Source organism: Shewanella sp. NFH-SH190041, assembly GCF_024363255.1.
In the GTDB taxonomy this organism is placed as follows: domain Bacteria; phylum Pseudomonadota; class Gammaproteobacteria; order Enterobacterales; family Shewanellaceae; genus Shewanella.
Genome location: NZ_AP026070.1, coordinates 85,488 through 106,376, shown reverse-complemented (window position 1 = coordinate 106,376; position 20,889 = coordinate 85,488). Strand labels below are relative to the sequence as shown.

Here is a 20,889-nt window from a genome sequence, read left to right as displayed (position 1 = left end):
CCATTTTTTATGACATGAAATGTATATAGGGGTTATTTACCACTAGCAGCCTGAATACCAGCAATACGACCAAACACGATGATATCTGTGTAGGCATTTCCGCCCAAACGGTTAGTACCATGGGTCAAACCAGTCACTTCTCCTGCAGCATACAGCCCCGGAATCACCTTACCTTTAGTATCTAATACATGGGTGCGAGGGTCAGTTGCTAAGCCCCCCATAGTGTGGTGAACTGAAGGTGTTGCTTTAACAATCCAATAAGGACCTTTAGCGAGATTAACTAACCCAGCTCTGTGATGGAATGCCTCATCCTTACCTGATGCAGCATACCGATTCACATCAGCAATCGTTTTTTCAAGATTTTCCAGTGGAATATTAAACTTCTCAGCCGCCTCTTTCAGGGTATCAACTTTAAACATCAACCCCCGGCTATTCAGATCAGCAAATTCATCTTGATGCATATCCACAGTACCAGCAACATCATCAATCGCTTTATTCCACAGAACATACGCGTAACTGCCTGGCTGACTCAAAATACCATTACTGATTACATCACGACGCTGCAGTTCTTCAACAAAACGATTACCCTGTTGGTTAATTAAAATAGCACCAAAGAAACGGGCATCAGCAATAAGCTCAATGGCACCAGTTTCAGGATTGCAGATTGGATATGTCTGAATATACTGCATATTTTTAGTGTCAGCATGTATCTTCTCAGCCATTACAATTCCGTCGCCTGTGCCACCGGCATGACCGGTTGTACCATAACGACTATCTAACTCTGGATTGAATTTCTTACGCATTGCAATATTGGCAGAGAAGCCGCCAGTTGCGATAACCACCCCTTTATTTGCATGATAAGTTACCTTGTGGCCATTTTTCATCGCCTCAACCCCAACCACGCGACCATGTTTGTCTCGTAGCAGACGCTCAGCTTTAGTGTCCGTATGAACAGGCAGCCCAACGGATTCAGCTTTTTTAGCAAACTTACCAATCACCTCTGCCCCAGTATGCCCCTTAGGAATAATCGCCCGTTTTACGCTGTGACCACCGAATTGGAATAACTGATTAGGGTAAAACTCAACTTGCACATAATCTCGCAACCACTCTGATGCATCGACGGCATTATCAACCATGGCGCGAACCATCTCAGGATCCCCTTTATAGTCACCGCCCTTAAGCGTATCTTCCATAAACAATGCCTTAGAGTCAGTAATTCCCATGTTTTTCTGCACCCAACTGCCAGCAACATTCATCTCCCCCCCGGAGATCAGTGAGTTACCACCAATAATGGGCATTTTTTCAATGATAACCGCTGACGCTCCTTGCTCCATGGCTTCTAAGCCAGCACTGAATCCCGCACCACCCGCGCCAATAACCACCACATCATAAGTGTAATCAGTCGGTTGAGCCGCTTGTTGTTTCCCGCCAACGGCACTCGCGGCAACTAAGGTTACTCCTGCAGCTTTAACACTATTTGCCACAGCATGTTTTAACGCATTTGATGTAAATGTCGCACCGGAGATACCATCAACATCCACAGAGTTTTTATCAATAATGTTTTGTTTTACATTTTTAAACACTGCTGCAGCTAAGACTTTATTTTCTTTTTGCTGTAACACATCAATTTTAGTTATCCGGCCATCTTTAAATGTTGTTTCAACCACAACTGGACCATGTTTACCCTGAGCCTGTCCCTGGGCCTTAATTATTTCCCCGGTTATATGACAGCCGGCAACAATTGCTGATGAGGCAACCGCAACCACCAAGGCAGATTTTTTAAATGGCATAGTCAATCTCCTGCAGAAATAACGCCAAACGCTATACACACCACAGGTAAAAAGTACCTGTATATCTGCTAATTATGGTGCGCGCTGTTACGTCAAAATTACGTAAAAATCAGCAAGAGAAATTGCGACCAACCTCTAATTTCAATATGGCAATGAATTGATTATTCTGACGCTCAGTGGAAAAGTACCACCCCAATTGTTCAGCCAAACGGGATACTAATATCAATCCCAAGCCAAAACCTGCATGATCTTGGCATAAGATACGATTACTGATTTTAATGCATTTACCTTGTTGGCAAATATCAACTGAGCCACAACCATGCTCCAGCGCATTACGTATTAAATTATTCAGCATAATACGTGTGGGATCAGCAAGCAGCTGACAACAAGTATTATCGCCAGCAATATTAATCTTACCTGACTTGGCCATTGCTAATTCCTGCTGTGCGGCTAATTCATGTAACAGAGGCAAAAGTGCAACAGAAGTTGGTTTGGAATCAGTACTGGTTTTATTTGTTAGCCATAGTAGTGTTTCAATAATTGATTTCATTTGCTCAGAAGCTTGGCTTGCTGCCAATATAGGCCCAGCCAGCCCACCATGTTGCAGTGCTAATAACTCAAAAGAAGACAAACAAATCGCAACCGGCGTGCGTAATTCATGACTGGCATAACGCAAGAAGTCTAATTCCCGCTGCTGAACCTGCTGCAACTGCTGCAAGGATTGATTAAGCGCATCAACAATAGCCTGTAACTCAGCATATCCTTGCTTTGGCAAGCTAAAACCCTGCCCACCTAACCAATCATGTTGTTTAATTGCTTGGCTAATATGACGTACCGGATAAATCACTTTTTTTTGCATGTGCAACGCCAAACTGGCGACCAAACCAAAGGTCATCAGAATTAAAAGTAAAATTGCTGTCATATTTTTTGGCGCAAAGACTAAATCATGGGTCGCGTTGTAATGCAGCCATAAATATAGCGGGCGCCCTGCTGCCGTATAATGTACCGATAAAGCATCAATAAAAGCCCCATCTAAATGGGCATAACGAATAGCTGATTCACGGTTAGGGGGAATATTCTGATTCAATGCCCGAATATCAGCAGGCACTAAATCCCAGGTGGTATAAACTCTGATATTATCTGAAGCCCATGATTGACGGCCATCAACCAATATTTGTTCCGCTGCTTGTCCAGCATTATGCAGCGTAATGTCATGCATAGAAAACATACCTGTACACATCATGCACAAAGGAATAAAACAATTAATCACTAATGTTACGGCTAAAAAAATCAGCCCATATATTTGATAGGTACGTTTTAGACTGAAATGGGGCATCATCTCAACAGGCCTTCAGACATAAGCCAACCCCACGAATGGTATGCAGCATTCTAAATGAAAAGGGTTTATCTACCACCCGACGTAGCAAATGCAAGTGGCTGCGCAAACTGTCACTATCCGGTGGAATATCCGGCCAAAGAGAGCGTTCCAGCTCTTCCCGACTCACCACATTAGGACTACTACGAGCCAGAATCGTCAGAATTTGCCAAGCTGTAGGGGTAAGCTGTAAGGCAACACCTTGGCGAAAAGCACAATGACGAGCAAAATCAATTTCTAATTCTCCAACTTGTAGCACCGGCAAGGCTTGGTGACGCTTAGCAACGGCTTTTAGTCTGGCAACCAACTCAGCCATAGCAAAAGGTTTAATTAAGTAATCATCGGCTCCAGCAGCAAACCCCTGTAATCTGTCATCTAGGCCACTGCGAGCTGTCAACAAAATAACGGGGGCTAATTGGCATTGAGCTTTCCAACGGGCACAGGCTGAAATACCACAGCCATCGGGTAAATTCACATCCAGCACAATGGCATCGAACTGCTGCTGGGAAAGACAATATTCTGCCTGCTGAATATCTTCCGCATAATCACAATCCAAACCATTTAATGCCAAATACTGAATCAGGTTATTTGCCAATAATCTGTTGTCTTCAACCAGTAATATCAACATCAGCCATAGCCCCGTAATTATGAAATATACCAGGCAACATGATTTAGGCCTGTTACGAACTAGGACTGATTAAACAGAAATGGATAAAATATTACCGCGCGGATTGTCACAGCAAGACGGAATAACTGCAACAAATGCAAAATTTGTGATAAGAAAATTGTTAGATTATTAGCAATAATCAATCATGCAATATAACGCAGTGATAAAACAAATATATTTCATCAATCATTATCTAACCGAAAATCTCCTGATTTTTTCTACCAGAGATGAGCATCAATAAGCGAATTTACAGATTGATATTATAGCCTACTATGTCATTTGAATATCAATAACCAATGGGGCTTGATATTACACCCCATCGCCTGTTTGCCGCCGCTGCGCTAAGTATTCAAACGCAGCATCAGCAATATCAGCACCTGCACATTCGCGCTGCAATTTATGCGCAGCAATCAAGGTTGAGCCAGAGCCAAAGAAAGGATCAATCACCAACTCGCCAGGTTCAGAGCTTTGCTTCACCAAGATCTCCAATAACGGCACCGGTTTCTCAGTAGGATAACCCCGATAAACACGTTTACAGGTCAACACATCCGCAATCCCTAAATCCTGTAACTTACGCTTACCTTTCTCAAAAAACAGAATAAATTCATAGCGTGAACGGTAATGGTATCCCATACCGATATTGATCTTATCCCACACCAAGGGTTTCCAGAATTTAAACCCAGCTCGCTCTGCTGCCGGTTTAATCGCAAACATGGTTTCTTGATCGCAAAATAAATAACAGTGCCGGTTTGGTTTTAACACCCGATATAACTGCTGACAAAACTCATCGAAGCAAGCATTAGGAAAAATATCAAACCATTGATTACTTGAGGCTTTACTCACCTTGAGCCGGGTTGTCGTCCCCACTTTACGGTGTTTTTCCAGTGATTCATAAGGAGGGTCAGTGATAATGAGGTCAACACTGTCATCAGCCAGTGTCGCCAGCCAACTCAACGCATCAGATTTAGCTAGGCGCATTAGCTTATTCTTTTATTCAATTAGTAACGGGTCTACGGCAGTATACCTGACAAACCCGCTTTACAGCCACTCAACATCTGCCACAGCAAAACTGACTAAATCATTGCTATTTCGACTATTTTATTTTCTTTTGCATCAACTACACGGCTCTCTAGAAAATAATTAAACAATAAAATCATTGAGTTAAACTCTTGTGCAAACAATGCTAAATCAGGCTAGCACCGAACTAGTTCACTCTACTTATTGCCCTTTGTAATCAAGGTCAACTTTTGTGCGCGAGTCAGTTTTTTTACCGCAATTTCTCGCCTTAGCGCCTCACTCTGCCCCCCGACTAACTCCTGATAAACTAGCGTTAACGGCCCCTTTCCCCGCAAAAATCGAGCCCCTTTATTCCCGCCAGCACAGTGTTCACGAAACCGACGCGTCACATCTGTTGTGACACCCGTGTATAACTGACCTCCCGCGCAGCGAATCATATAAAGAAACCAAATACTCTGTGATCCATCCCGCTTGTCCACTGCCGCCGTTTGACCCATGATATACCCGTTTTATGCTATCGGCTGATGCTCCCCAAAGGGGGACACAACCAAATTCAATAATTCTCAGGGCGGGGTGAAACTCCCCACCGGCGGTAAGTTTACCCTGCCATTAACACAGGATAAATCAGCCCGCGAGCGCCTACTTTTGCTAGGGTCAGCAGATCCGGTGTAATTCCGGAGCCGACGGTAATAGTCAGTCACCAGACAGGCTTGAGTCCGGATGAAAGAGAATGTTTGTTCTGCCGGCAACGCCCAATAATGATGGCGCTAATCGCTGTGCTGCACTGCTTCTGCCACCATGGCAGCCCTTTCTTACGCCCTGATTCTGGCTCTCTGATAAAACAGGAATACACCATGAATCAGTCTTTACTGGATCAATTCGGCAATGCCACCCAAAGGTTGGAGCTGGCACTTGATGCACTACGCCAAGGCAATGGTGTGCTATTGGTCGATGATGAAAATCGCGAAAATGAAGGCGATCTGATTTTTGCCGCTCAGTCACTGACCGTCCCACAAATGGCCATGCTAATCCGCGAATGCAGCGGAATTGTTTGTCTTTGTCTCACCGATGCCAAAATTCAACAATTGGCGCTGCCACCGATGACAACCCACAATTCCAGTCAATACGGCACCCCATTTACCATCAGTATTGAAGCACGCCATGGCGTCACTACCGGGGTGAGTGCTGCCGACCGACTCACCACAATCCAAACAGCCGTTGCGGCCGATGCCTGTGAACATGATCTGGTCAAACCCGGTCATGTATTTCCATTACGCGCCCACCCTGATGGCGTTCTCGGTCGGCGAGGCCACACCGAAGGCACAGTCGATTTGATGCAACTGGCTGGTCTGCAACCTTGTGGGGTACTGTGTGAACTAACCAATGCTGACGGTAGCATGGCCAGATTACCCCGTATTATCGAATTTGCCCGCCAGCATCAATTCCCAGTATTAAGCATCGAAGATATTGCAGCTTATCGAGGTCACCTGCAGATAGCGGTGTAATCCATTCAGGCCTGACAGCAATATGCTTTTAGGCCTCAACTTTTACTAGTACAAAAAATAGCCGCGAAAAATACAAAAGCTTAAGAAATGCGATCTACATCCGGCATTTCTGTTATTTGTGACATTCTTAGTTCACCCCAAGCCCAACCCGGTCGCCTTACCAAAATAAGTCTTATTTCAGATCAATAGATTCACCTGTGGCGGCCATGACATTATCGAGTATAGAAGCGCTTCTCGGTGCCAAAAACACTGATTCCGTGACTGACTTTGTGAACCGGACTCCCCGGCCTCGCCGCAGGAAAGCGAGTGTGTTAATAACACTGAATATTTATTCAGACATAACCCTGCAGAATTAGCTATGTTAAATCCTGACCGTGCCAAGGAGCCGTTTCGCCGATGCCTTCCCTACTCACGCATCTGAGCCTGAAACAGAAGCTCCTGTTATTCTTCCTGCTGCCGCTAATCGCGGTAGTCATTGTCGTTTCCCTCCAATTCAGCAACGAGCTGGCTAAATATCACGATGCCCAGCGCAACACCATGGCGGTTAGCATCACTCGCGATGCAACAGCATTAATTTATGAATTGCAGAAAGAACGCGGATTAAGCGTTGGTTATAACAGTAGCCAGGGCACTCATTATTACAATGCGTTGCAAACAGCCCGTAGTGATACTGACGAGAAACTAAAACAATTCATTACCAACCCTGAACTGCTCAAATTGGCAGGCATTTCCCCAAACGGCCAGATCACTAACCCAGCTTTTAAAACCTGTGTGCCACAATTGCTGAATGTAGAGCAACAATTAGCCCAGGTCAGGGCACAGGTCACCGCTCTCACACCGAAAAGCGATCTGAATTTTTATACGGAATATGTGCACAACTTGATGCTCCTTATCCGGAAACTCCAAACTTTGACGGATAATATTCCGCAAAATCAGGCCTACAGCGATCTACTTCAGGTACTGACGATTCAAGAAGCGGCAGGACAAGAACGGGCTATCGTCAACCGTATATTGGTTTCCCCGAATATAGATCTCAGCCAATATCAGAGCATCAATGCCGCAATTTCTGAACAACAGCACGCCTATAATCACGCTGAACAATCAACCATCACACCACATCAGCAACTTTTTTCAGAGCAACAAAATGATGCCGCTAACCGCCAAGTGATAGCGATTAGACGACAACTGCAAGAACAACTGACCATCAGCTCACTGGCATATCAGATCGCCTACCACCTCGGCTACGGCGGTTTAATTCATGACTTCAAAAACTATCTGCTACAAGGGCAAGACTATTACAAACAAGATTTTTACCTGCATCAGCAGTCACTTAAAACCCTGCTACAACGCATCAATAGCAATCAGGGATTAACAGATAAGCAACGGCATGCCATTGCGACCATTGAGACCACGCTTCAGCAGTATCAGCACCATATGGAGCAAATTCCCACACTGCGCAAACAGAAGCTAGATGCCAGCCAAATCGACCGGCTGTTAATGATCCCGATTGACCGAATTGCCCATGCCTTGGAAATCCTGCAGCAACCCGCAATCCCTATCCGCGCTGAAACCTGGTGGATGCTGTCCAGCGAGCGCATCCTTGGGTTCAATGAGATCAGCAATACCATCACCGATAATATCGCCCAGCTAAGCAACCGCCAGCAGCACCATGCGGTATTGAACTGTGTTGCCTATCTGGTCGGTACCGTCACATTGTTACTGTTTTGCTCTTGGTTTGGCATGATCATTATCCGCGGTTTGATGATCAGTATCCGCACCATGGCCAATGAGATGCAAAGTATGGGGCGGGATCCTGATCTGAAGTTGACTATCAGCCCAGATAACAATGATGAGATCAACCAGATTGCCGAAGCCATTAATCGCATGCTTTCTGAACGCCAAAAAGCCGATAAGGCGCTACGACAAGCTGCAGTGGTATTCGATTACTCAGCAGAGGGTATCGTGGTTACCAATGCCGAGAATGAAATTGAACTGGTAAACCCCGCCTTTACCCGGATTACGGGCTATAGCCAAGAAGAAGTACTGGGACAAAACCCTCGCATCCTCAACTCCCGCCGCCACGGTAACCATTTCTTCACTGCCATATGGGATCAGCTATTACAAACCGGCAGTTGGGACGGCGAAATTTGGAATAAACGCAAAAATGGCGAAATTTATCCCGAGCATTTAGCGCTGACATTAGTGCGGGATAGTAAAGGCGCTATCAAGCAGCATATCGGTCTCTTTACTGACATTTCCAAACGCAAACAATATGAGCAGGATATCTGGTATCAAGCAAACTTTGACAGTTTGACCGGGCTGCCTAACCGTCAATTTTTCAATAAACGGCTAGAACAAGAAATTTTGATGGCCCAGCACAAAGGCCGCGAATTGGGATTAATTATGATTGATCTCGACGGCTTTAAATATATCAATGATGTTAGTGGCCATAGCTTGGGAGACAGCTTGCTTACCGCCGTCGGTAAACGCCTATCATCTTTAATCACTAAAGATCATTTTCTGGCCCGTACTGGCGGGGATGAATTTATGTTGATCATCCCTTTCCTGCAACAACAGCAAGAAGCTGAACAGCTGGCAAGAAAAATTCAACAAGCCCTCTGTACGCCCTTCACTGTCGGAGATGACAAACAGTTACTGATCTCTGCCAGCCAAGGCATTGGTATTTATCCAGAGCATGGTATTGATGTGGAATCCCTCAGCCGGAACACCGAAACCGCCATGTACCAGGCAAAAGAACAAGGCCGTAATACTTTTAAACGCTTCACCCCAGGCATGAATAAATCTTTGGTTGCCCGTATTGAGCTGGAGCAGCGGTTACGTCGTGCGGTGACACAGGAAGAATTCTGTTTGCACTATCAACCGATAGTAGATATGCAAACTGGCAAAATTCACTCTGCTGAAGCCTTGATCCGTTGGCAAGATCCAGAGCGGGGAATGATTGGTCCGGATCAATTTATTCCGATAGCAGAAGAAACCGGATTAATTGAGGATATTGGCTTATGGGTATTAAATCAGGCCTTGGCGGATCTATCCCACTGGCAACATCAAGGGCTGTCGATCAGACTGGCTATCAATGTGTCCAGCCGACAATGTAAATCAACACAAAACAATAGCTTCCCAGATCTTTTAGCAAAAGCATTACAGCACTATAAAGTGGAGCCACAGCAAATCCATATCGAAATCACCGAAAGCATGCTGATGAGTGATACCAGTTTGTGTCAGGCGCAGCTTAATGCCATCGCCGATCTGGGCTGTGATATTTACTTAGATGATTTTGGTACCGGTTACTCATCACTCAGTTACCTGAAAAAATTCCCTATTTCAGTGATCAAAATTGATCGCAGTTTTATGGAAAATATTTTTACCACCCATGCAGATGCCAATCTGATCAAAGCCATTATTAATATGGGGCGTAGTTTAGAAATGCAACTGGTAGCGGAAGGGATTGAAACCCGGGATCAGTGGGACTTTTTAAAGGCTCTGGGCTGTAACTTTGCCCAAGGATATTTGATCGCTAAACCATTAGCCTTTACTCAATTTACCCAATTGCTAACCAGTCAACAGCAACTGGAGCAGCGGTTAGTCACACCAACATCGGTTACCGATGTCACCTCAGCGAAGAAAACTGAACGCACTCCAGACACGAGTGAGATTTAAGTACAAACAAACGTACGCAGCGCCAAAAAATAGAGACAAAAAAGCAGCCTGTCGGCTGCTTTTTGTTATGAGTCGCGATACCTATACCGCTTCATTCATAATACTGCTGCTTTCACGACTGGCCATGGCTTCCAGATCTTTATCAATAAAGAATAACGCCTTGCCATCTTCACCCACCAAGCGAATTTTATCGACAATAGATTTAAACAGCTTTTCTTCCTCATGCTGCTCAGCCACATACCACTGCAGAAAGTTGAATGTTGAATAATCTTGGGTAGTAAAAGCCACATGAGCCAAGCCATTAATTGCCCGGGTGATCATCTGCTCATGTTCAAGAGTATGTTCAAACAAGGCTAATAAAGACGGAAACTCAGCCTGAGGAGCTTCAATCGCACCAATCAGCGGCATGCCACCGGTTTCACTGACATAAGTAAATAAGCGATGCATATGCTCCATTTCTTCAGCAGCATGAGCGCGCATAAACTTCGCCGCCCCTTCAAAACCTTTATCCTCACACCAGGCACTCATCTGCAGATACAGGTTGGAGGAGAAAAACTCCATATTGATCTGTTCATTGAGCTTATCAATCATAGCCTGAGCCAACATATCCGTTCCTCTTGATAAATGATGCAAAAAATCAACCTCCTCATTGTTGAAAATGCCCTGAGTAAAAGCAATGAAATTAAACATAAAAAACTTTCACTTATCCATCATTTACCACAAAAAAGCTCACCACTTATACAGGGCCACCGGCCATCAATCCCCCGAACAGCCACCGGCCAGCCATATCATTAACAATCCACTATAGTTGAAGCTGTTATCACCAAGAAAAGCGAGGTTGGCCGAGCGTTTTTTGCACAGCTGTCACACCGGAACCATATCAGCATCAGTTGCAGCCGTGGCATAATAGCCAACAATTCCGCTGCCGGTGCAGCACCCAACGTTATGCAGGGAGTTCAGATGCAAGCCAAGCAAGATCCATGTTGCCAACCGGGGTTAATGCACCCGGATCAGGCTATTTCCCAGTTGCTTGATCAGGTCAGAACCGTTCAGGATACTGAAGTTATTCAACTGTCCCACAGCTTGGGCCGGGTATTGGCCGAAGATCTGGCCGCTACCTTGGATTTGCCCCCCTTTAATAATTCAGCAATGGATGGTTATGCATTTCGCCTAGCTGATCTGACCCAACACAGTGCGCTGAAACTTATCGGTTATTCGTTTGCCGGCCATGCCTTTAGTGGAGATTATCAGCCTGGTAGCTGTGTACGGATTATGACTGGTGCGCCGGTTCCGGATTGCTATGACACGGTACAGATGCAAGAAAAAACCCAGGCTGATGGTGAAATGATTACCATTGAGCCTACCCACGACACAGGAGAGAATATCCGCGCACGTGGCGAGGAGATGCGCGCTGGCGCCCCGGTGTTAAAAACCGGCACTCAGATTGGTGCAGCAGAAATGGGCGTACTGGCTACCATCGGCGTCAATCAAGTACGGGTATACCGGCAATTGACCGTGGCATTTTTCTCCACCGGAGATGAACTTAGACCGGTAGGCAGTGAGTTAGCGCCAGGACAAATTTATGACTCTAACCGCTATTCGATTCTCGGCATGCTACAACAAGCAGGCGTCGACTGGGTGGATTTAGGCGTTATTCAAGATGATCCAGAAGCTATCCGCGCCGCCTTTCAAAAAGCCGCCAGCCAAGCTGATTTAGTCCTAACATCCGGCGGTGTCTCTGTTGGAGATGCGGATTTCACCAAACAGATTTTGAGCGAAGAAGGGGAGATTACCTTCTGGCGCATGGCCATCAAACCAGGTAAACCTTTTGCATTTGGCCGTTTGGGCAAGGCTGTTTTCTGTGGACTGCCCGGCAACCCCGTTTCCTCCATGGTGACCTTCTATAAAATCGTCACACCGCTACTCAATAAAATGCGCGGCCTGCCACAGCGGCCGCCACTCAGACTGTCGGTCCCTCTGGCCAAAGCCATCTATAAACATCCTGGCCGGGTGGAGTATCAACGCGGTATTCTCAGCCGTAATGAAGCAGGGGAACTGGAAGTGACCACCACGGGCAGCCAAGGTTCAGGTATGCTGACCTCAATGTCACTGGCAAACTGCTTTATTATTCTGCCACAAATGCAAGGGGATACCCCGGCTGGCAGCTTGGTCGATGTTGAGCCGTTTCACGGCATCTTAAGTTAATCTTGTCGGCCACGCGATGGTGGCCGCTTTCAGGAAAACCCCATGAGTGATCATCCCGTTGAGCTGCTGTCTGACAGCGAAATGCTCAGATATAGCCGGCAAATCTCCATCAAAGCCATGGATATCGATGGCCAAGAAAAATTAAAACAGGCTCGCGTGCTAATCATTGGGGCCGGCGGGTTGGGCTGTACCGCTAGCCAATATCTTACCGTTGCTGGCGTAGGCCATCTGACATTAGTGGATTTTGATACTGTCGAGCTGTCCAACCTGCAACGTCAGGTATTGCACCAAGATGCCAACATCGGTCAGGCAAAGGTGGCTTCGGCCAAAGAAAGCCTTAGCACACTCAATCCCCATATCAATATCGACACTATCAATGCCGTACTGGATGATGCCGAGATTGATACCTTAGTCAGCCAGCATCACCTCGTGCTAGATTGTACTGATAATGTGATGGTGCGCGAACAGCTTAACCAAGCCTGTTTTAATCATAAAATCCCACTGGTTTCTGGGGCTGCCATCCGTATGGAAGGCACCGTTAGCGTCTATGACTATCAGGACAATACCCCTTGTTATCACTGCTTTAGCGCCCTATTTGGTGAACAGCAACTCAGCTGTGTTGAATCAGGGATTTTGGCGCCAGTCGTGGGCCTGATTGGTTGCATACAAGCAACAGAAACTATCAAGGTACTAACCGGCATAGGGCAACCACTCACCGGTCGCCTATTGATGGTTGATGCCATGACCATGGAGTTTCGAGAAATGAAACTGCCACGGCAACCCCATTGTCGTGTGTGTGGCACGCCAGCCTAACCTTTTGTTAGTAATAGATATTGGCTCATCCATATTTACGAATAGATAATGATGTTGCCAATATCAGGCAGGTTTTTTCGGCCACGCTAAGTTAGCCACATCCTGCCACAACTTAAGTTGGGCTATGAAGCTATCGCTGAGGAATTCAGTGCCAGAATCAGGATCCGCGCGGAAATGATAATCCCGCCCACCATAACAGAACGTCAGCTGCCAAGCATGCAAGTATCCACGCTCTGCCGCAACGCCGCCATAGAGCGTATCCCCAAGGATTGGTGTACCAAGACTGGCCAGTGCCACCCGCAACTGATGGGTTTTTCCGCTCAGCGGTTTCAACAAATAAGCCCGCAGACCAGGGGCAACGGATTGGGAGAAAAATTGCGTAATAGCCGGATTATCTCGACTACGCAGCAACTTGTACTGACTGCGGCGAGCTTTGGCCATATCACCAATCACCCAGCCTTGCTTCTTTTTGGGCTTGCCCGCAGCCAGCGCCAAATAATATTTCTGCACCCGATGAGCACTGAACAGCTCGGTAAACTGCCGCGCGACATCAGGCGTTTTAGCAAACACCAGCAAGCCGGACGTTAAGGTATCGAGCCGGTGAACCGGAAAGAGTTTAATGCCAAGATCAATTTCCAGCTGCGCGGCAACGCCGGCCTGGCCATCTTGACTATGGAAATGCACATAGGCCGACTTACTGATCACCAGAAAGTCGGCCTCATTATGAATGATGTTATACAAGCTATTCGGTCCGGAAAGTTATGGTCACAATCAACCCGGGGTGATTGTCATTTAACTCAATCCGGGCCTCATGGCGGGATAATATCGCTTTTACCATGGATAGACCAAGTCCAGTACCGGCATGATGGCGGCTAGGGTCCAACCGTACCAGGCGGTCAAATACCCTTTCCTTATCCTCATCGGCAATCCCCGGGCCATTGTCCCGGATCTGAATTTGGCGGCCTCGCTGGATAATGTCGATTTTAGCGCCGTCACCGGAATACTTAATGGCATTGTCCACCAGATTAAACAGCGCCATAAATAGCAGGTGTTTATCCCCGGTAATGACGCACTCTTCTCCAGTAGTCAGCGTGAGTTGCTGGTCATTCATCTCAGCAACTACTTCCGCCATTTCTTCCAGATCCTGACACAGGCCAATCAAACTGACAGGCCCCAGTTCCAACTTATGCTGCCCCTCTTCTAATCGGGTTAAGGACAGCATGGCATTGAAAGTCGCCAAACAGTGATCCAGCTCTTCAATCAAAATCGCGCAGCTTTCCGGTACTTCATCAGCAGGCTTTAATGCGAGCTGTTCAATGCCGATACGGATATGACTTAGAGGCGTGCGCAGATCATGGGCAATATTGTCCGTGACCCCACGTACCGCATTCAGGTTATTCTGCAGCGTATCCAGCACCCGGTTAAACTGCATCGCCAACAGGTCAAACTCATCCTGCTGCCGACTGATCGGCAACCGGGTATCATAATAACCTTTCTCTATTTGCTCACTGAGGCGGTTATATTGCACCACTCGCCGCAATAAGCCTTTAGAAAACAGATACCCAATGGCTAAGGTCAGCAAAATCGTGACCATCACAGCCGTTGCTGCTGCACTGATAAATTTATCGATCAAAGTGGCCAGCTGATCCGTGCGACTAGCTAAGAGCACAGGCCCATAACGCGTCTGCACCAGTCCACCGGTGAAGATATGTAGCTTCTCCGGGCCACCGGTCAAAATAGGAAAGTCCCGGGTGTCGGGCAGAAATGGCATATCCGGCGGCATAAAACTCAGTGCCCCTTCAACCCTATCATCATGCTGCCACACAACCAGCATCGTTTTAGGATCAGCGGTGCGAACCTGGGCCGCAAAGGTTGGCCGACCTAACGTCAGCGCCAGCTGTTGAAAACGGATCCGCTCAGACGCCAGATGAATATCCACCTGGTGCTGCTGCTCAATCACCAACTGGCGGTACATGGAGTAAAGCAGCGCACAAATAATCAGGGTCACCAAAGTGGTAAAAAGAATGGCGATCCGCCAGGCGCTGCTCTGAAATGGCTTAATGCCGCTGACGGAGGCGATAACCAGCCCCCCTTACAGTTTCAATCAGCTCACCATGTCCCAACTCTTCAAACTTGCGTCTGAGTTTGGCGATATGCACATCAATCACATTGGTGCGAGGATCGAAATGATAATCCCATACAGCTTCAAACAATAAGGTTCGGCTGATCACCTGGTTGGCATGTTCCATCAAATATTTCAGCAGTTGGAATTCTTTGGGCTGCAGATTCAGTTCATGACCATCTAAGGTCACATTGCGGGTCAGCAGTTCCATTTCCAACGGGCCGACCTTAAGATTGGTCTGCACCGGCTGGGATTGGCCACGCTGCATTAATTTTTCCGCCCGAACCAACAGTTCAGAGAAGGCAAACGGCTTAGTCATATAGTCATCGCCACCAGCGCGCAGGCCTTTCACCCGCTCATCAACATGACTCAAGGCTGACAGGATCAAAACCGGAGTTTGATTGCCGGTTGCCCGAAGGGCAGCCAACACCTTTAATCCGTCCAGCTGTGGCAACATTCGATCCAGAATCATCAGATCATAGTGCCCACTGGTTGCCAGTAGTAGCCCCTGATGACCATCACTGGCAGTTTCAATATTATATCCCTGCTCAGAGAAACCTTTGACAATGTAGTCAATGGTTGTGGCGTCATCTTCCACCAGCAGTATTTTCATTATGTCTCCTTATGCCCGACATCGTGGCAATGATGGCGATCGGGCTGGGTCAGGATGGAAAAGATTAATCCCAGGTCAGCAACGGCAGGGGTTTTTGCTGATCAATATCAAAGGCCAGCTTTTGATTACCGTCAGCACTGAGCAATTTCAATTCAAGGTAATTGATCCCGAGGTCACGATCCAGTTGAGCTTCAGCCAGAAATGACTGATGCTGCTGCATCGCTTGGGTCACTAACTCTGAAAATGATTGTTTATGCTGAAGAATCTTTAATGCTGCTTGGAGTTCATTAGCATCATCGGCTTCTAGCTTCTCGGTATTGTGACGCAATAACACGCCGTCCCGTCCCCGGACTTCGAGTTCGGTGATGTTGTGATCCTTGGGATTGATTATGGCAAGCTCATAAATAAGCACACCGTCTTCAAGCTCTGCGTTGAATTCAGAAATAATACCGGGAAAACGCTGCTCGATATCTTTCATCACAGCAATAGGCGCGACATGCTGCGTCTGGGACAAGACTTGCCACAGACGGGGAGTTGCTGCATGAGCCACTCCGGAAATCAGCAATAAACCTAATAACAAACGCGCCACGTTTCCTCCAAAATCAATACGCTATAGCAAGCTTCGCACGGTGGATAGCTTAGTTAATCTAACACAAAGGAAACCGGACGCTTCTCAAATATATTCATCCGGATACAGCAAATAGGCTGTAAAACGCAAATGCCCGACTAAAAAGTCAGGCAATAGGTCACAGCCGAAAGAATAAGTGCTGATTATTTCTTGGCTTGGGGTGTCTGAACCGCATTGGTTGGCACCAGGCTGATGGTATCTACTTCGACTTCCTGGCTGTTCCAGTCGTTATCGACTTCACCAATCAGAACCACAGGAGTGTTCTCATCAAAATTGATATTGGTCAGCAGATCATTATCAATATCAACGGTGATTTCACCGGTTCCGTCTTGGAATACATATTTTTCGTCACCAAGACTTTTAACGATTTTACCGGTTAACTGTGCCTTAGCACCGTCTTTGGCTTGTTGAGCGCTCTGGGCATCGGTTACAGGGGCAACTGTTGCTGGGCCGTTATAGGCGGCCATTGCGCTACCAGCAAACAAACTGGCTAGCAAAAATGCCGCAGAAATCTTCTTGCTCATAATCTGATCCTCCGAATTATAACTGTATGATAAGCCAGCGGCCCTGAAGGATGGGTGAAGCTAAGATTAAGAATCGATAATGTTGACAGATTGTTTGGCCGATTTACGCTCAGATTGCGTAGCCGTTACAATCAGTTAGATTCGAGGATATGGATCTGCTCTGATTTGAGTGCCACGCTGGTTTTAACCCCTTCAGCCAACCCGAGTTTTTCTGCTAAATAAACAGGTACCTCGGTATTAAGACGTGCCTCAACTCCTGCTATACAACATACTAAGCGGGCTGACTCTCCCATCACCAACATAGATTCAACCGTGACGTCCAGTTTGTTAAAACTACGACATAGTCGACCACTACTGATGGCATTAAACCGTATGCCCTGATTAGGGATCACCCAGCGCACTTTTGCCCCAATCGGCTGCGGAGTATCGCAGTCACTGGCGATTAAGATCTCTCCCATTTTCAACCAAGTGATTTGTTGCGCTTCATCTCTTGCGACAATATGGGCATCAAATAGATTGCGCAGCCCCATTTGCCGGGCAACCGCTTCATTTCGTGGTCGAGCCAGAACATCTCGAGGGCGCCCTTGTTGTAGCATCTGTCCCTGACTGAGCAATATCATGCTGTCAGCCAGCAACAGGGCTTCATTAAGATCATGGGTAACCATAATAACGGGAATGGATAATTGGCTTTTCAAGCGAGCTAATTCCAGATAAAGCCGCTCCCGGGTTTCCCGATCCACCGCTGAAAATGGCTCATCTAACAATAGAGCCGCCGGTTCTCGAGCCAATGCCCGAGCCAGTGCAACCCGCTGGCGCTGGCCACCGGACAACTGTGCCGGACGACGGGCTGGTAAACCGTGCAGATTCACCCGCTCCAACCAATCTAATGCCCGCGCTTCACGCTGCCCGGCTGGGATATGATCCAGTGCGCTCATCACATTCTGCAAAGCGGTTAAATGGGGAAACAAGCCAAAGTGCTGTGGCACATAGCCAATATGACGCTGCTGTGGTGATAAACAGATACCCTCGCCAAACCAGTGCTGGCCACCACAACTAATCTCGCCACCGCTAGGCTTGGTCAGACCGGCAATCATGCGTAATAAGGTGGTTTTGCCGCCACCGGACGGCCCAACAACCGCTAAGACTTCCCCGGCACGACAACGAAATTCTGCGTTAATGGGCACGGGGGCAACCTGCTGGATGCGGCACAGTAGATCAGCGGTCATGGCGCACTCCAACCCGGCGAGATAATCCGGTCGTCAGCGCCAAGGTGGTCACCGCAAATAGCAACAACACCAAAGACATCATACCGGCCCCATCAAAATCAAAGGCCTGCACACTGTCATAGATAGCGATAGAAATGGTCTTAGTCTCACCGGCAATATTGCCGCCCATCATCAGGACTACACCGAACTCTCCTAACACATGGGAGAAACATAAAACTAATGCGGTCAGTACCCCAGGCCAGACCATGGGCAGTTCAATCCGCCACAAAGTTTGCCAACGGGACATACCACAGCATGCAGCAGCATCGCGGATATCCGCCGGAATCCCTTCAAATGCCCGCTGCACAGGTTGCACCGCAAAGGGGATATTCACAATGACTGAGGCCAGCACCAGACCAGAGAAATGAAACACCAACTGCTGCCCGAATAACTGCTCTGCCAGCCTGCCTAACATGCTGTCATTGCCTAACCCCACCAACAGGTAGTAACCAATCACAGTAGGAGGCAGTACCAACGGCACCATAATCAGCGCTTCAACCCAAGATTTACCGCGAAAATGACGATAGGCTAAAGCGCGGCCAGCAAACACGGACAGCGGCAGCAATACCAACACGGTAATACAGCTTAATTTGACTGATAACCACAGCGCCTGCCAATCCATCATGGCTGGGATACCTGTGATTGCAGCTCAGTGGATAACGGGGCCGTAGAACCCTCAATTGCAGGGGCTGCAGGCAAACCAAAGCCATAACGGGTAAAAATCTGCCTGGCTGGCTCAGAAAGAATAAAGCGGAAAAAAGCTTTAGCCACGGGGCCAGCTTTCGGCAACAGCACCATATCTTGATCCAACGGACCATGAAGTACCTGAGGTAGCGCAATATAATTGGCGCGAGCGGCAAACTGCGGTGCTTTCACCAAAGACAGAGCGACAATTCCCCCGGCAGTAGAGCCACTGATGGCAAACTGCGCCGCTTGGGAAACGTTTTCGCCATAGATGAGATGGGGTTTAATATCCTGCCACAAACCAAAATGCTGTAGATATTCCTGTGCGCGTTCACCATAAGGGGCGTGCTCAGGATTCGCGATAGCGAACCGCTTTAGTTGCCCTTGCTGTAACAGCGCCTTGACGCCTGATAGATCCGGCGTCAATTGCAATGTTCCGTGTTTAGGCGCAACCAAAGCGAGTCGTCCCACGGCATAAAGTACCGGCGACCCCTGTACCAGTTTCAATTGCTGTAATTGATGGATATAGCGAACATCAGCAGATAAAAACAGTTCAAAAGGCGCACCATGGCGAATTTGCGCCACAAAGTTACCTGATGAACCATAGGAAATGCGTACCCGCTGGCCGGTCTGTTGATAAAAGAGCTTGGCGATATCATCCAAGGCAAATTTAATATTAGATGCCGCGGCGATCACCGGAATCTCTGCCGCGCGTACCGGCTGGGGCAATAATAAAGCCAATAACATTAAACACAGTGTCAGTGGCAGCAAACTCAGCCTCAACGACCGACGCAGCATAGTCAGTATCACTGGGCGTCAGGCTCCCACATCCGCGCAGCCTGCTCATCGCTGTCCTTCGCTTCAACCCAATGCTGACCGGCATGACCACCTTCCAACTTCCAAAACGGCGCCTTGGTTTTCAAAAAGTCGATCAAAAACTCACAGGCAGCAAATGCGGCTTTACGATGTGCACTGGAGACGCCAATAAAGACAATCTGCTCACCCAATGCCATTGTTCCCACGCGGTGGATGATAGTGACATGATTTAGCGGCCAACGCTCCCGAGCTTGGGTCTCAATCTGCTGCAACACGGACTCCGTCATCCCCGGATAATGCTCCAGCGTCAGATCCGTTACACTGCTGCCATCATTAAAGTCCCGCACCTTACCAACAAAAGTCACCACAGCTCCGTCACTATTATCGGTGGCAATGCGGGCATACTCTGCTGGAACATCAAAATCTTGGGTTTGAACCCGAATCATGGTTAACCTCCGGTTACCGGTGGGAAAAAGGCCACTTCGTCGCCGTCTTTAATGGCGGCATCCCAGCTACTGATAGTCTGGTTAACGGCCACCAACAATTTATCACTGGCCATCACCCGGGCCCACTTTTCATCTTGAGCGGCCAGTTGCGCACGCAACGCCTCTGTGGTGGTCAGATTATCATTGATAGCCACATCTAATTTGGCAGTGCCCAGTAACTCCCGTACCTGAGCGAAAAACAATACATTAATCATACGTCTACCTTATACCTTAAAGTGGCCTGATTTACCGCCGCGCTTTTCCAGTAGGCGAACCTGTGAAATCACCATATCTTTCTGCACCGCTTTACACATATCGTAGATGGTCAATGCTGCCACAGACGCTGCAGTCAGAGCTTCCATTTCAACCCCAGTCTTACCGGCTAATTTGCATAGAGAGGTAATGCGCACCCGGTTATGCTCAACTTGCGCTTCAAGATCCACCTCTACCTTGGTCAACATCAACGGGTGGCACAAAGGGATCAAATCTGAGGTACGTTTGGCGGCTTGAATACCGGCAATACGGGCAGTGGCAAATACATCACCCTTGTGGTGGCTACCACTCATAATCATGGCCAGTGTTGCCGGAGCCATATTGATAAAGGCTTCAGCCCGGGCTTCGCGTTCGGTGATCTGCTTATCGGTCACGTCCACCATATGGGCGTTGCCGTCAGCATTAATATGGGTAAAAGCTTGGCTCATC

The 20,889-nt window shown here is 47.6% G+C and carries 20 protein-coding genes, 1 pseudogene and 1 riboswitch; of the genes and pseudogenes, 4 read left to right on the top strand and 17 right to left on the bottom strand.

Features of this window, described 5'->3' with window-relative positions:
- Window positions 1–32: 32 nt before the first annotated feature.
- The 5 genes and pseudogenes from NFHSH190041_RS00470 to NFHSH190041_RS00450 all read right to left on the bottom strand — a co-directional run.
- Window positions 33–1,790, bottom strand: a complete 1,758-nt coding sequence (locus NFHSH190041_RS00470) for a flavocytochrome c (protein ID WP_261923384.1) — start codon at window positions 1,788–1,790, stop codon at window positions 33–35.
- A 109-nt stretch (window positions 1,791–1,899) separates the two neighbouring features.
- A complete protein-coding gene (locus NFHSH190041_RS00465; RefSeq protein ID WP_261923383.1) occupies window positions 1,900–3,129 on the bottom strand; it encodes a sensor histidine kinase in 1,230 nt (409 codons plus the stop codon).
- Window position 3,130: 1 nt separating this feature from the next.
- A complete protein-coding gene (locus tag NFHSH190041_RS00460; RefSeq protein WP_261923382.1) occupies window positions 3,131–3,793 on the bottom strand; it encodes a response regulator transcription factor in 663 nt (220 codons plus the stop codon).
- Between the two features lie 348 nt (window positions 3,794–4,141).
- Complete coding sequence (locus tag NFHSH190041_RS00455; RefSeq protein WP_261923381.1) at window positions 4,142–4,810, bottom strand: DNA-methyltransferase; 669 nt, start codon at window positions 4,808–4,810, stop codon at window positions 4,142–4,144.
- Window positions 4,811–5,046: 236 nt separating this feature from the next.
- A pseudogene (locus tag NFHSH190041_RS00450) lies at window positions 5,047–5,310 on the bottom strand (GIY-YIG nuclease family protein); the annotation flags it as partial.
- 94 nt (window positions 5,311–5,404) lie between these two features.
- A riboswitch (FMN riboswitch) is annotated at window positions 5,405–5,585 on the top strand.
- 118 nt (window positions 5,586–5,703) lie between these two features.
- On the opposite strand from NFHSH190041_RS00450, the gene ribB reads away from it, so the two are divergent.
- Together ribB and NFHSH190041_RS00440 are read left to right on the top strand one after the other, a co-directional pair.
- Window positions 5,704–6,354 (top strand): 3,4-dihydroxy-2-butanone-4-phosphate synthase, encoded by a 651-nt coding sequence (ribB, locus tag NFHSH190041_RS00445; RefSeq protein ID WP_261923380.1) that lies wholly within the window; start codon window positions 5,704–5,706, stop codon window positions 6,352–6,354.
- Window positions 6,355–6,750: 396 nt separating this feature from the next.
- Window positions 6,751–10,032 carry an EAL domain-containing protein gene (locus tag NFHSH190041_RS00440; protein ID WP_261923379.1) on the top strand — a complete coding sequence of 1,094 codons (3,282 nt, stop codon included), beginning with the start codon at window positions 6,751–6,753 and terminating at the stop codon, window positions 10,030–10,032.
- Window positions 10,033–10,113: 81 nt separating this feature from the next.
- Here the strand turns inward: NFHSH190041_RS00440 and ftnA are convergent, their stop codons facing one another.
- On the bottom strand, window positions 10,114–10,638 hold the full coding sequence (gene ftnA / locus NFHSH190041_RS00435; protein WP_261924989.1) for a non-heme ferritin: 525 nt from the start codon (window positions 10,636–10,638) through the stop codon (window positions 10,114–10,116).
- A 354-nt stretch (window positions 10,639–10,992) separates the two neighbouring features.
- On the opposite strand from ftnA, the gene moeA reads away from it, so the two are divergent.
- Window positions 10,993–12,237: a molybdopterin molybdotransferase MoeA gene (moeA, locus tag NFHSH190041_RS00430; RefSeq protein ID WP_261923378.1), complete on the top strand. Its 1,245-nt coding sequence runs from the start codon at window positions 10,993–10,995 to the stop codon at window positions 12,235–12,237.
- 42 nt (window positions 12,238–12,279) lie between these two features.
- Complete coding sequence (gene moeB, locus NFHSH190041_RS00425) at window positions 12,280–13,050, top strand: molybdopterin-synthase adenylyltransferase MoeB (protein WP_261923377.1); 771 nt, start codon at window positions 12,280–12,282, stop codon at window positions 13,048–13,050.
- Window positions 13,051–13,113: 63 nt separating this feature from the next.
- Here moeB and NFHSH190041_RS00420 read toward each other — a convergent pair whose 3' ends face one another.
- From NFHSH190041_RS00420 to moaC, 11 genes are all read right to left on the bottom strand, one after another.
- On the bottom strand, window positions 13,114–13,791 hold the full coding sequence (locus NFHSH190041_RS00420; RefSeq protein ID WP_261923376.1) for a TIGR01621 family pseudouridine synthase: 678 nt from the start codon (window positions 13,789–13,791) through the stop codon (window positions 13,114–13,116).
- Between the two features lies 1 nt (window position 13,792).
- Window positions 13,793–15,058, bottom strand: coding sequence for a sensor histidine kinase (locus NFHSH190041_RS00415; RefSeq protein WP_261923375.1), 1,266 nt, complete (start codon window positions 15,056–15,058; stop codon window positions 13,793–13,795).
- Window positions 15,059–15,107: 49 nt separating this feature from the next.
- Window positions 15,108–15,785: a response regulator transcription factor gene (locus tag NFHSH190041_RS00410; protein WP_261923374.1), complete on the bottom strand. Its 678-nt coding sequence runs from the start codon at window positions 15,783–15,785 to the stop codon at window positions 15,108–15,110.
- Between the two features lie 64 nt (window positions 15,786–15,849).
- Entirely contained in the window at window positions 15,850–16,374 is a 525-nt protein-coding gene (locus NFHSH190041_RS00405) for a hypothetical protein (RefSeq protein WP_261923373.1), read from the bottom strand.
- A 182-nt stretch (window positions 16,375–16,556) separates the two neighbouring features.
- Window positions 16,557–16,937 carry a NirD/YgiW/YdeI family stress tolerance protein gene (locus NFHSH190041_RS00400; protein WP_261923372.1) on the bottom strand — a complete coding sequence of 127 codons (381 nt, stop codon included), beginning with the start codon at window positions 16,935–16,937 and terminating at the stop codon, window positions 16,557–16,559.
- A gap of 131 nt (window positions 16,938–17,068) precedes the next feature.
- On the bottom strand, window positions 17,069–18,163 hold the full coding sequence (locus NFHSH190041_RS00395; RefSeq protein WP_261923371.1) for an ABC transporter ATP-binding protein: 1,095 nt from the start codon (window positions 18,161–18,163) through the stop codon (window positions 17,069–17,071).
- Window positions 18,153–18,824, bottom strand: coding sequence for a molybdate ABC transporter permease subunit (modB, locus tag NFHSH190041_RS00390; protein ID WP_261924988.1), 672 nt, complete (start codon window positions 18,822–18,824; stop codon window positions 18,153–18,155). Before modB ends, NFHSH190041_RS00395 begins: the two co-directional genes overlap by 11 nt.
- The gene (gene modA / locus NFHSH190041_RS00385) at window positions 18,824–19,684 is read right to left on the bottom strand and encodes a molybdate ABC transporter substrate-binding protein (RefSeq protein WP_410010859.1); all 861 of its coding nucleotides are present in this window, start codon (window positions 19,682–19,684) and stop codon (window positions 18,824–18,826) included. The genes modB and modA overlap by 1 nt, the downstream gene beginning before the upstream one ends.
- A gap of 8 nt (window positions 19,685–19,692) precedes the next feature.
- Window positions 19,693–20,148, bottom strand: coding sequence for a molybdopterin synthase catalytic subunit MoaE (gene moaE, locus NFHSH190041_RS00380; RefSeq protein WP_261923370.1), 456 nt, complete (start codon window positions 20,146–20,148; stop codon window positions 19,693–19,695).
- A 2-nt stretch (window positions 20,149–20,150) separates the two neighbouring features.
- Window positions 20,151–20,402 carry a molybdopterin synthase sulfur carrier subunit gene (moaD, locus tag NFHSH190041_RS00375; protein ID WP_261923369.1) on the bottom strand — a complete coding sequence of 84 codons (252 nt, stop codon included), beginning with the start codon at window positions 20,400–20,402 and terminating at the stop codon, window positions 20,151–20,153.
- Between the two features lie 9 nt (window positions 20,403–20,411).
- Entirely contained in the window at window positions 20,412–20,888 is a 477-nt protein-coding gene (gene moaC / locus NFHSH190041_RS00370) for a cyclic pyranopterin monophosphate synthase MoaC (RefSeq protein WP_261923368.1), read from the bottom strand.
- Window position 20,889 lies beyond the last annotated feature (1 nt).

Excerpts from the sequence above, each read along its gene's own strand:
- NFHSH190041_RS00470 (WP_261923384.1), bottom strand. The coding sequence starts at position 1,790 with ATGCCATTTAAAAAATCTGCCTTGGTGGTTGCGGTTGCCTCATCAGCA.
- NFHSH190041_RS00465 (WP_261923383.1), bottom strand. The coding sequence starts at position 3,129 with ATGATGCCCCATTTCAGTCTAAAACGTACCTATCAAATATATGGGCTG.
- NFHSH190041_RS00460 (WP_261923382.1), bottom strand. The coding sequence starts at position 3,793 with ATGTTGATATTACTGGTTGAAGACAACAGATTATTGGCAAATAACCTG.
- NFHSH190041_RS00455 (WP_261923381.1), bottom strand. The coding sequence starts at position 4,810 with ATGCGCCTAGCTAAATCTGATGCGTTGAGTTGGCTGGCGACACTGGCT.
- ribB (WP_261923380.1), top strand. The coding sequence starts at position 5,704 with ATGAATCAGTCTTTACTGGATCAATTCGGCAATGCCACCCAAAGGTTG.
- NFHSH190041_RS00440 (WP_261923379.1), top strand. The coding sequence starts at position 6,751 with ATGCCTTCCCTACTCACGCATCTGAGCCTGAAACAGAAGCTCCTGTTA.
- ftnA (WP_261924989.1), bottom strand. The coding sequence starts at position 10,638 with ATGTTGGCTCAGGCTATGATTGATAAGCTCAATGAACAGATCAATATG.
- moeA (WP_261923378.1), top strand. The coding sequence starts at position 10,993 with ATGCAAGCCAAGCAAGATCCATGTTGCCAACCGGGGTTAATGCACCCG.
- moeB (WP_261923377.1), top strand. The coding sequence starts at position 12,280 with ATGAGTGATCATCCCGTTGAGCTGCTGTCTGACAGCGAAATGCTCAGA.
- NFHSH190041_RS00410 (WP_261923374.1), bottom strand. The coding sequence starts at position 15,785 with ATGAAAATACTGCTGGTGGAAGATGACGCCACAACCATTGACTACATT.
- NFHSH190041_RS00400 (WP_261923372.1), bottom strand. The coding sequence starts at position 16,937 with ATGAGCAAGAAGATTTCTGCGGCATTTTTGCTAGCCAGTTTGTTTGCT.
- NFHSH190041_RS00395 (WP_261923371.1), bottom strand. The coding sequence starts at position 18,163 with ATGACCGCTGATCTACTGTGCCGCATCCAGCAGGTTGCCCCCGTGCCC.
- modB (WP_261924988.1), bottom strand. The coding sequence starts at position 18,824 with ATGGATTGGCAGGCGCTGTGGTTATCAGTCAAATTAAGCTGTATTACC.
- modA (WP_410010859.1), bottom strand. The coding sequence starts at position 19,684 with ATGCTGCGTCGGTCGTTGAGGCTGAGTTTGCTGCCACTGACACTGTGT.
- moaE (WP_261923370.1), bottom strand. The coding sequence starts at position 20,148 with ATGATTCGGGTTCAAACCCAAGATTTTGATGTTCCAGCAGAGTATGCC.
- moaD (WP_261923369.1), bottom strand. The coding sequence starts at position 20,402 with ATGATTAATGTATTGTTTTTCGCTCAGGTACGGGAGTTACTGGGCACT.
- moaC (WP_261923368.1), bottom strand. The coding sequence starts at position 20,888 with ATGAGCCAAGCTTTTACCCATATTAATGCTGACGGCAACGCCCATATG.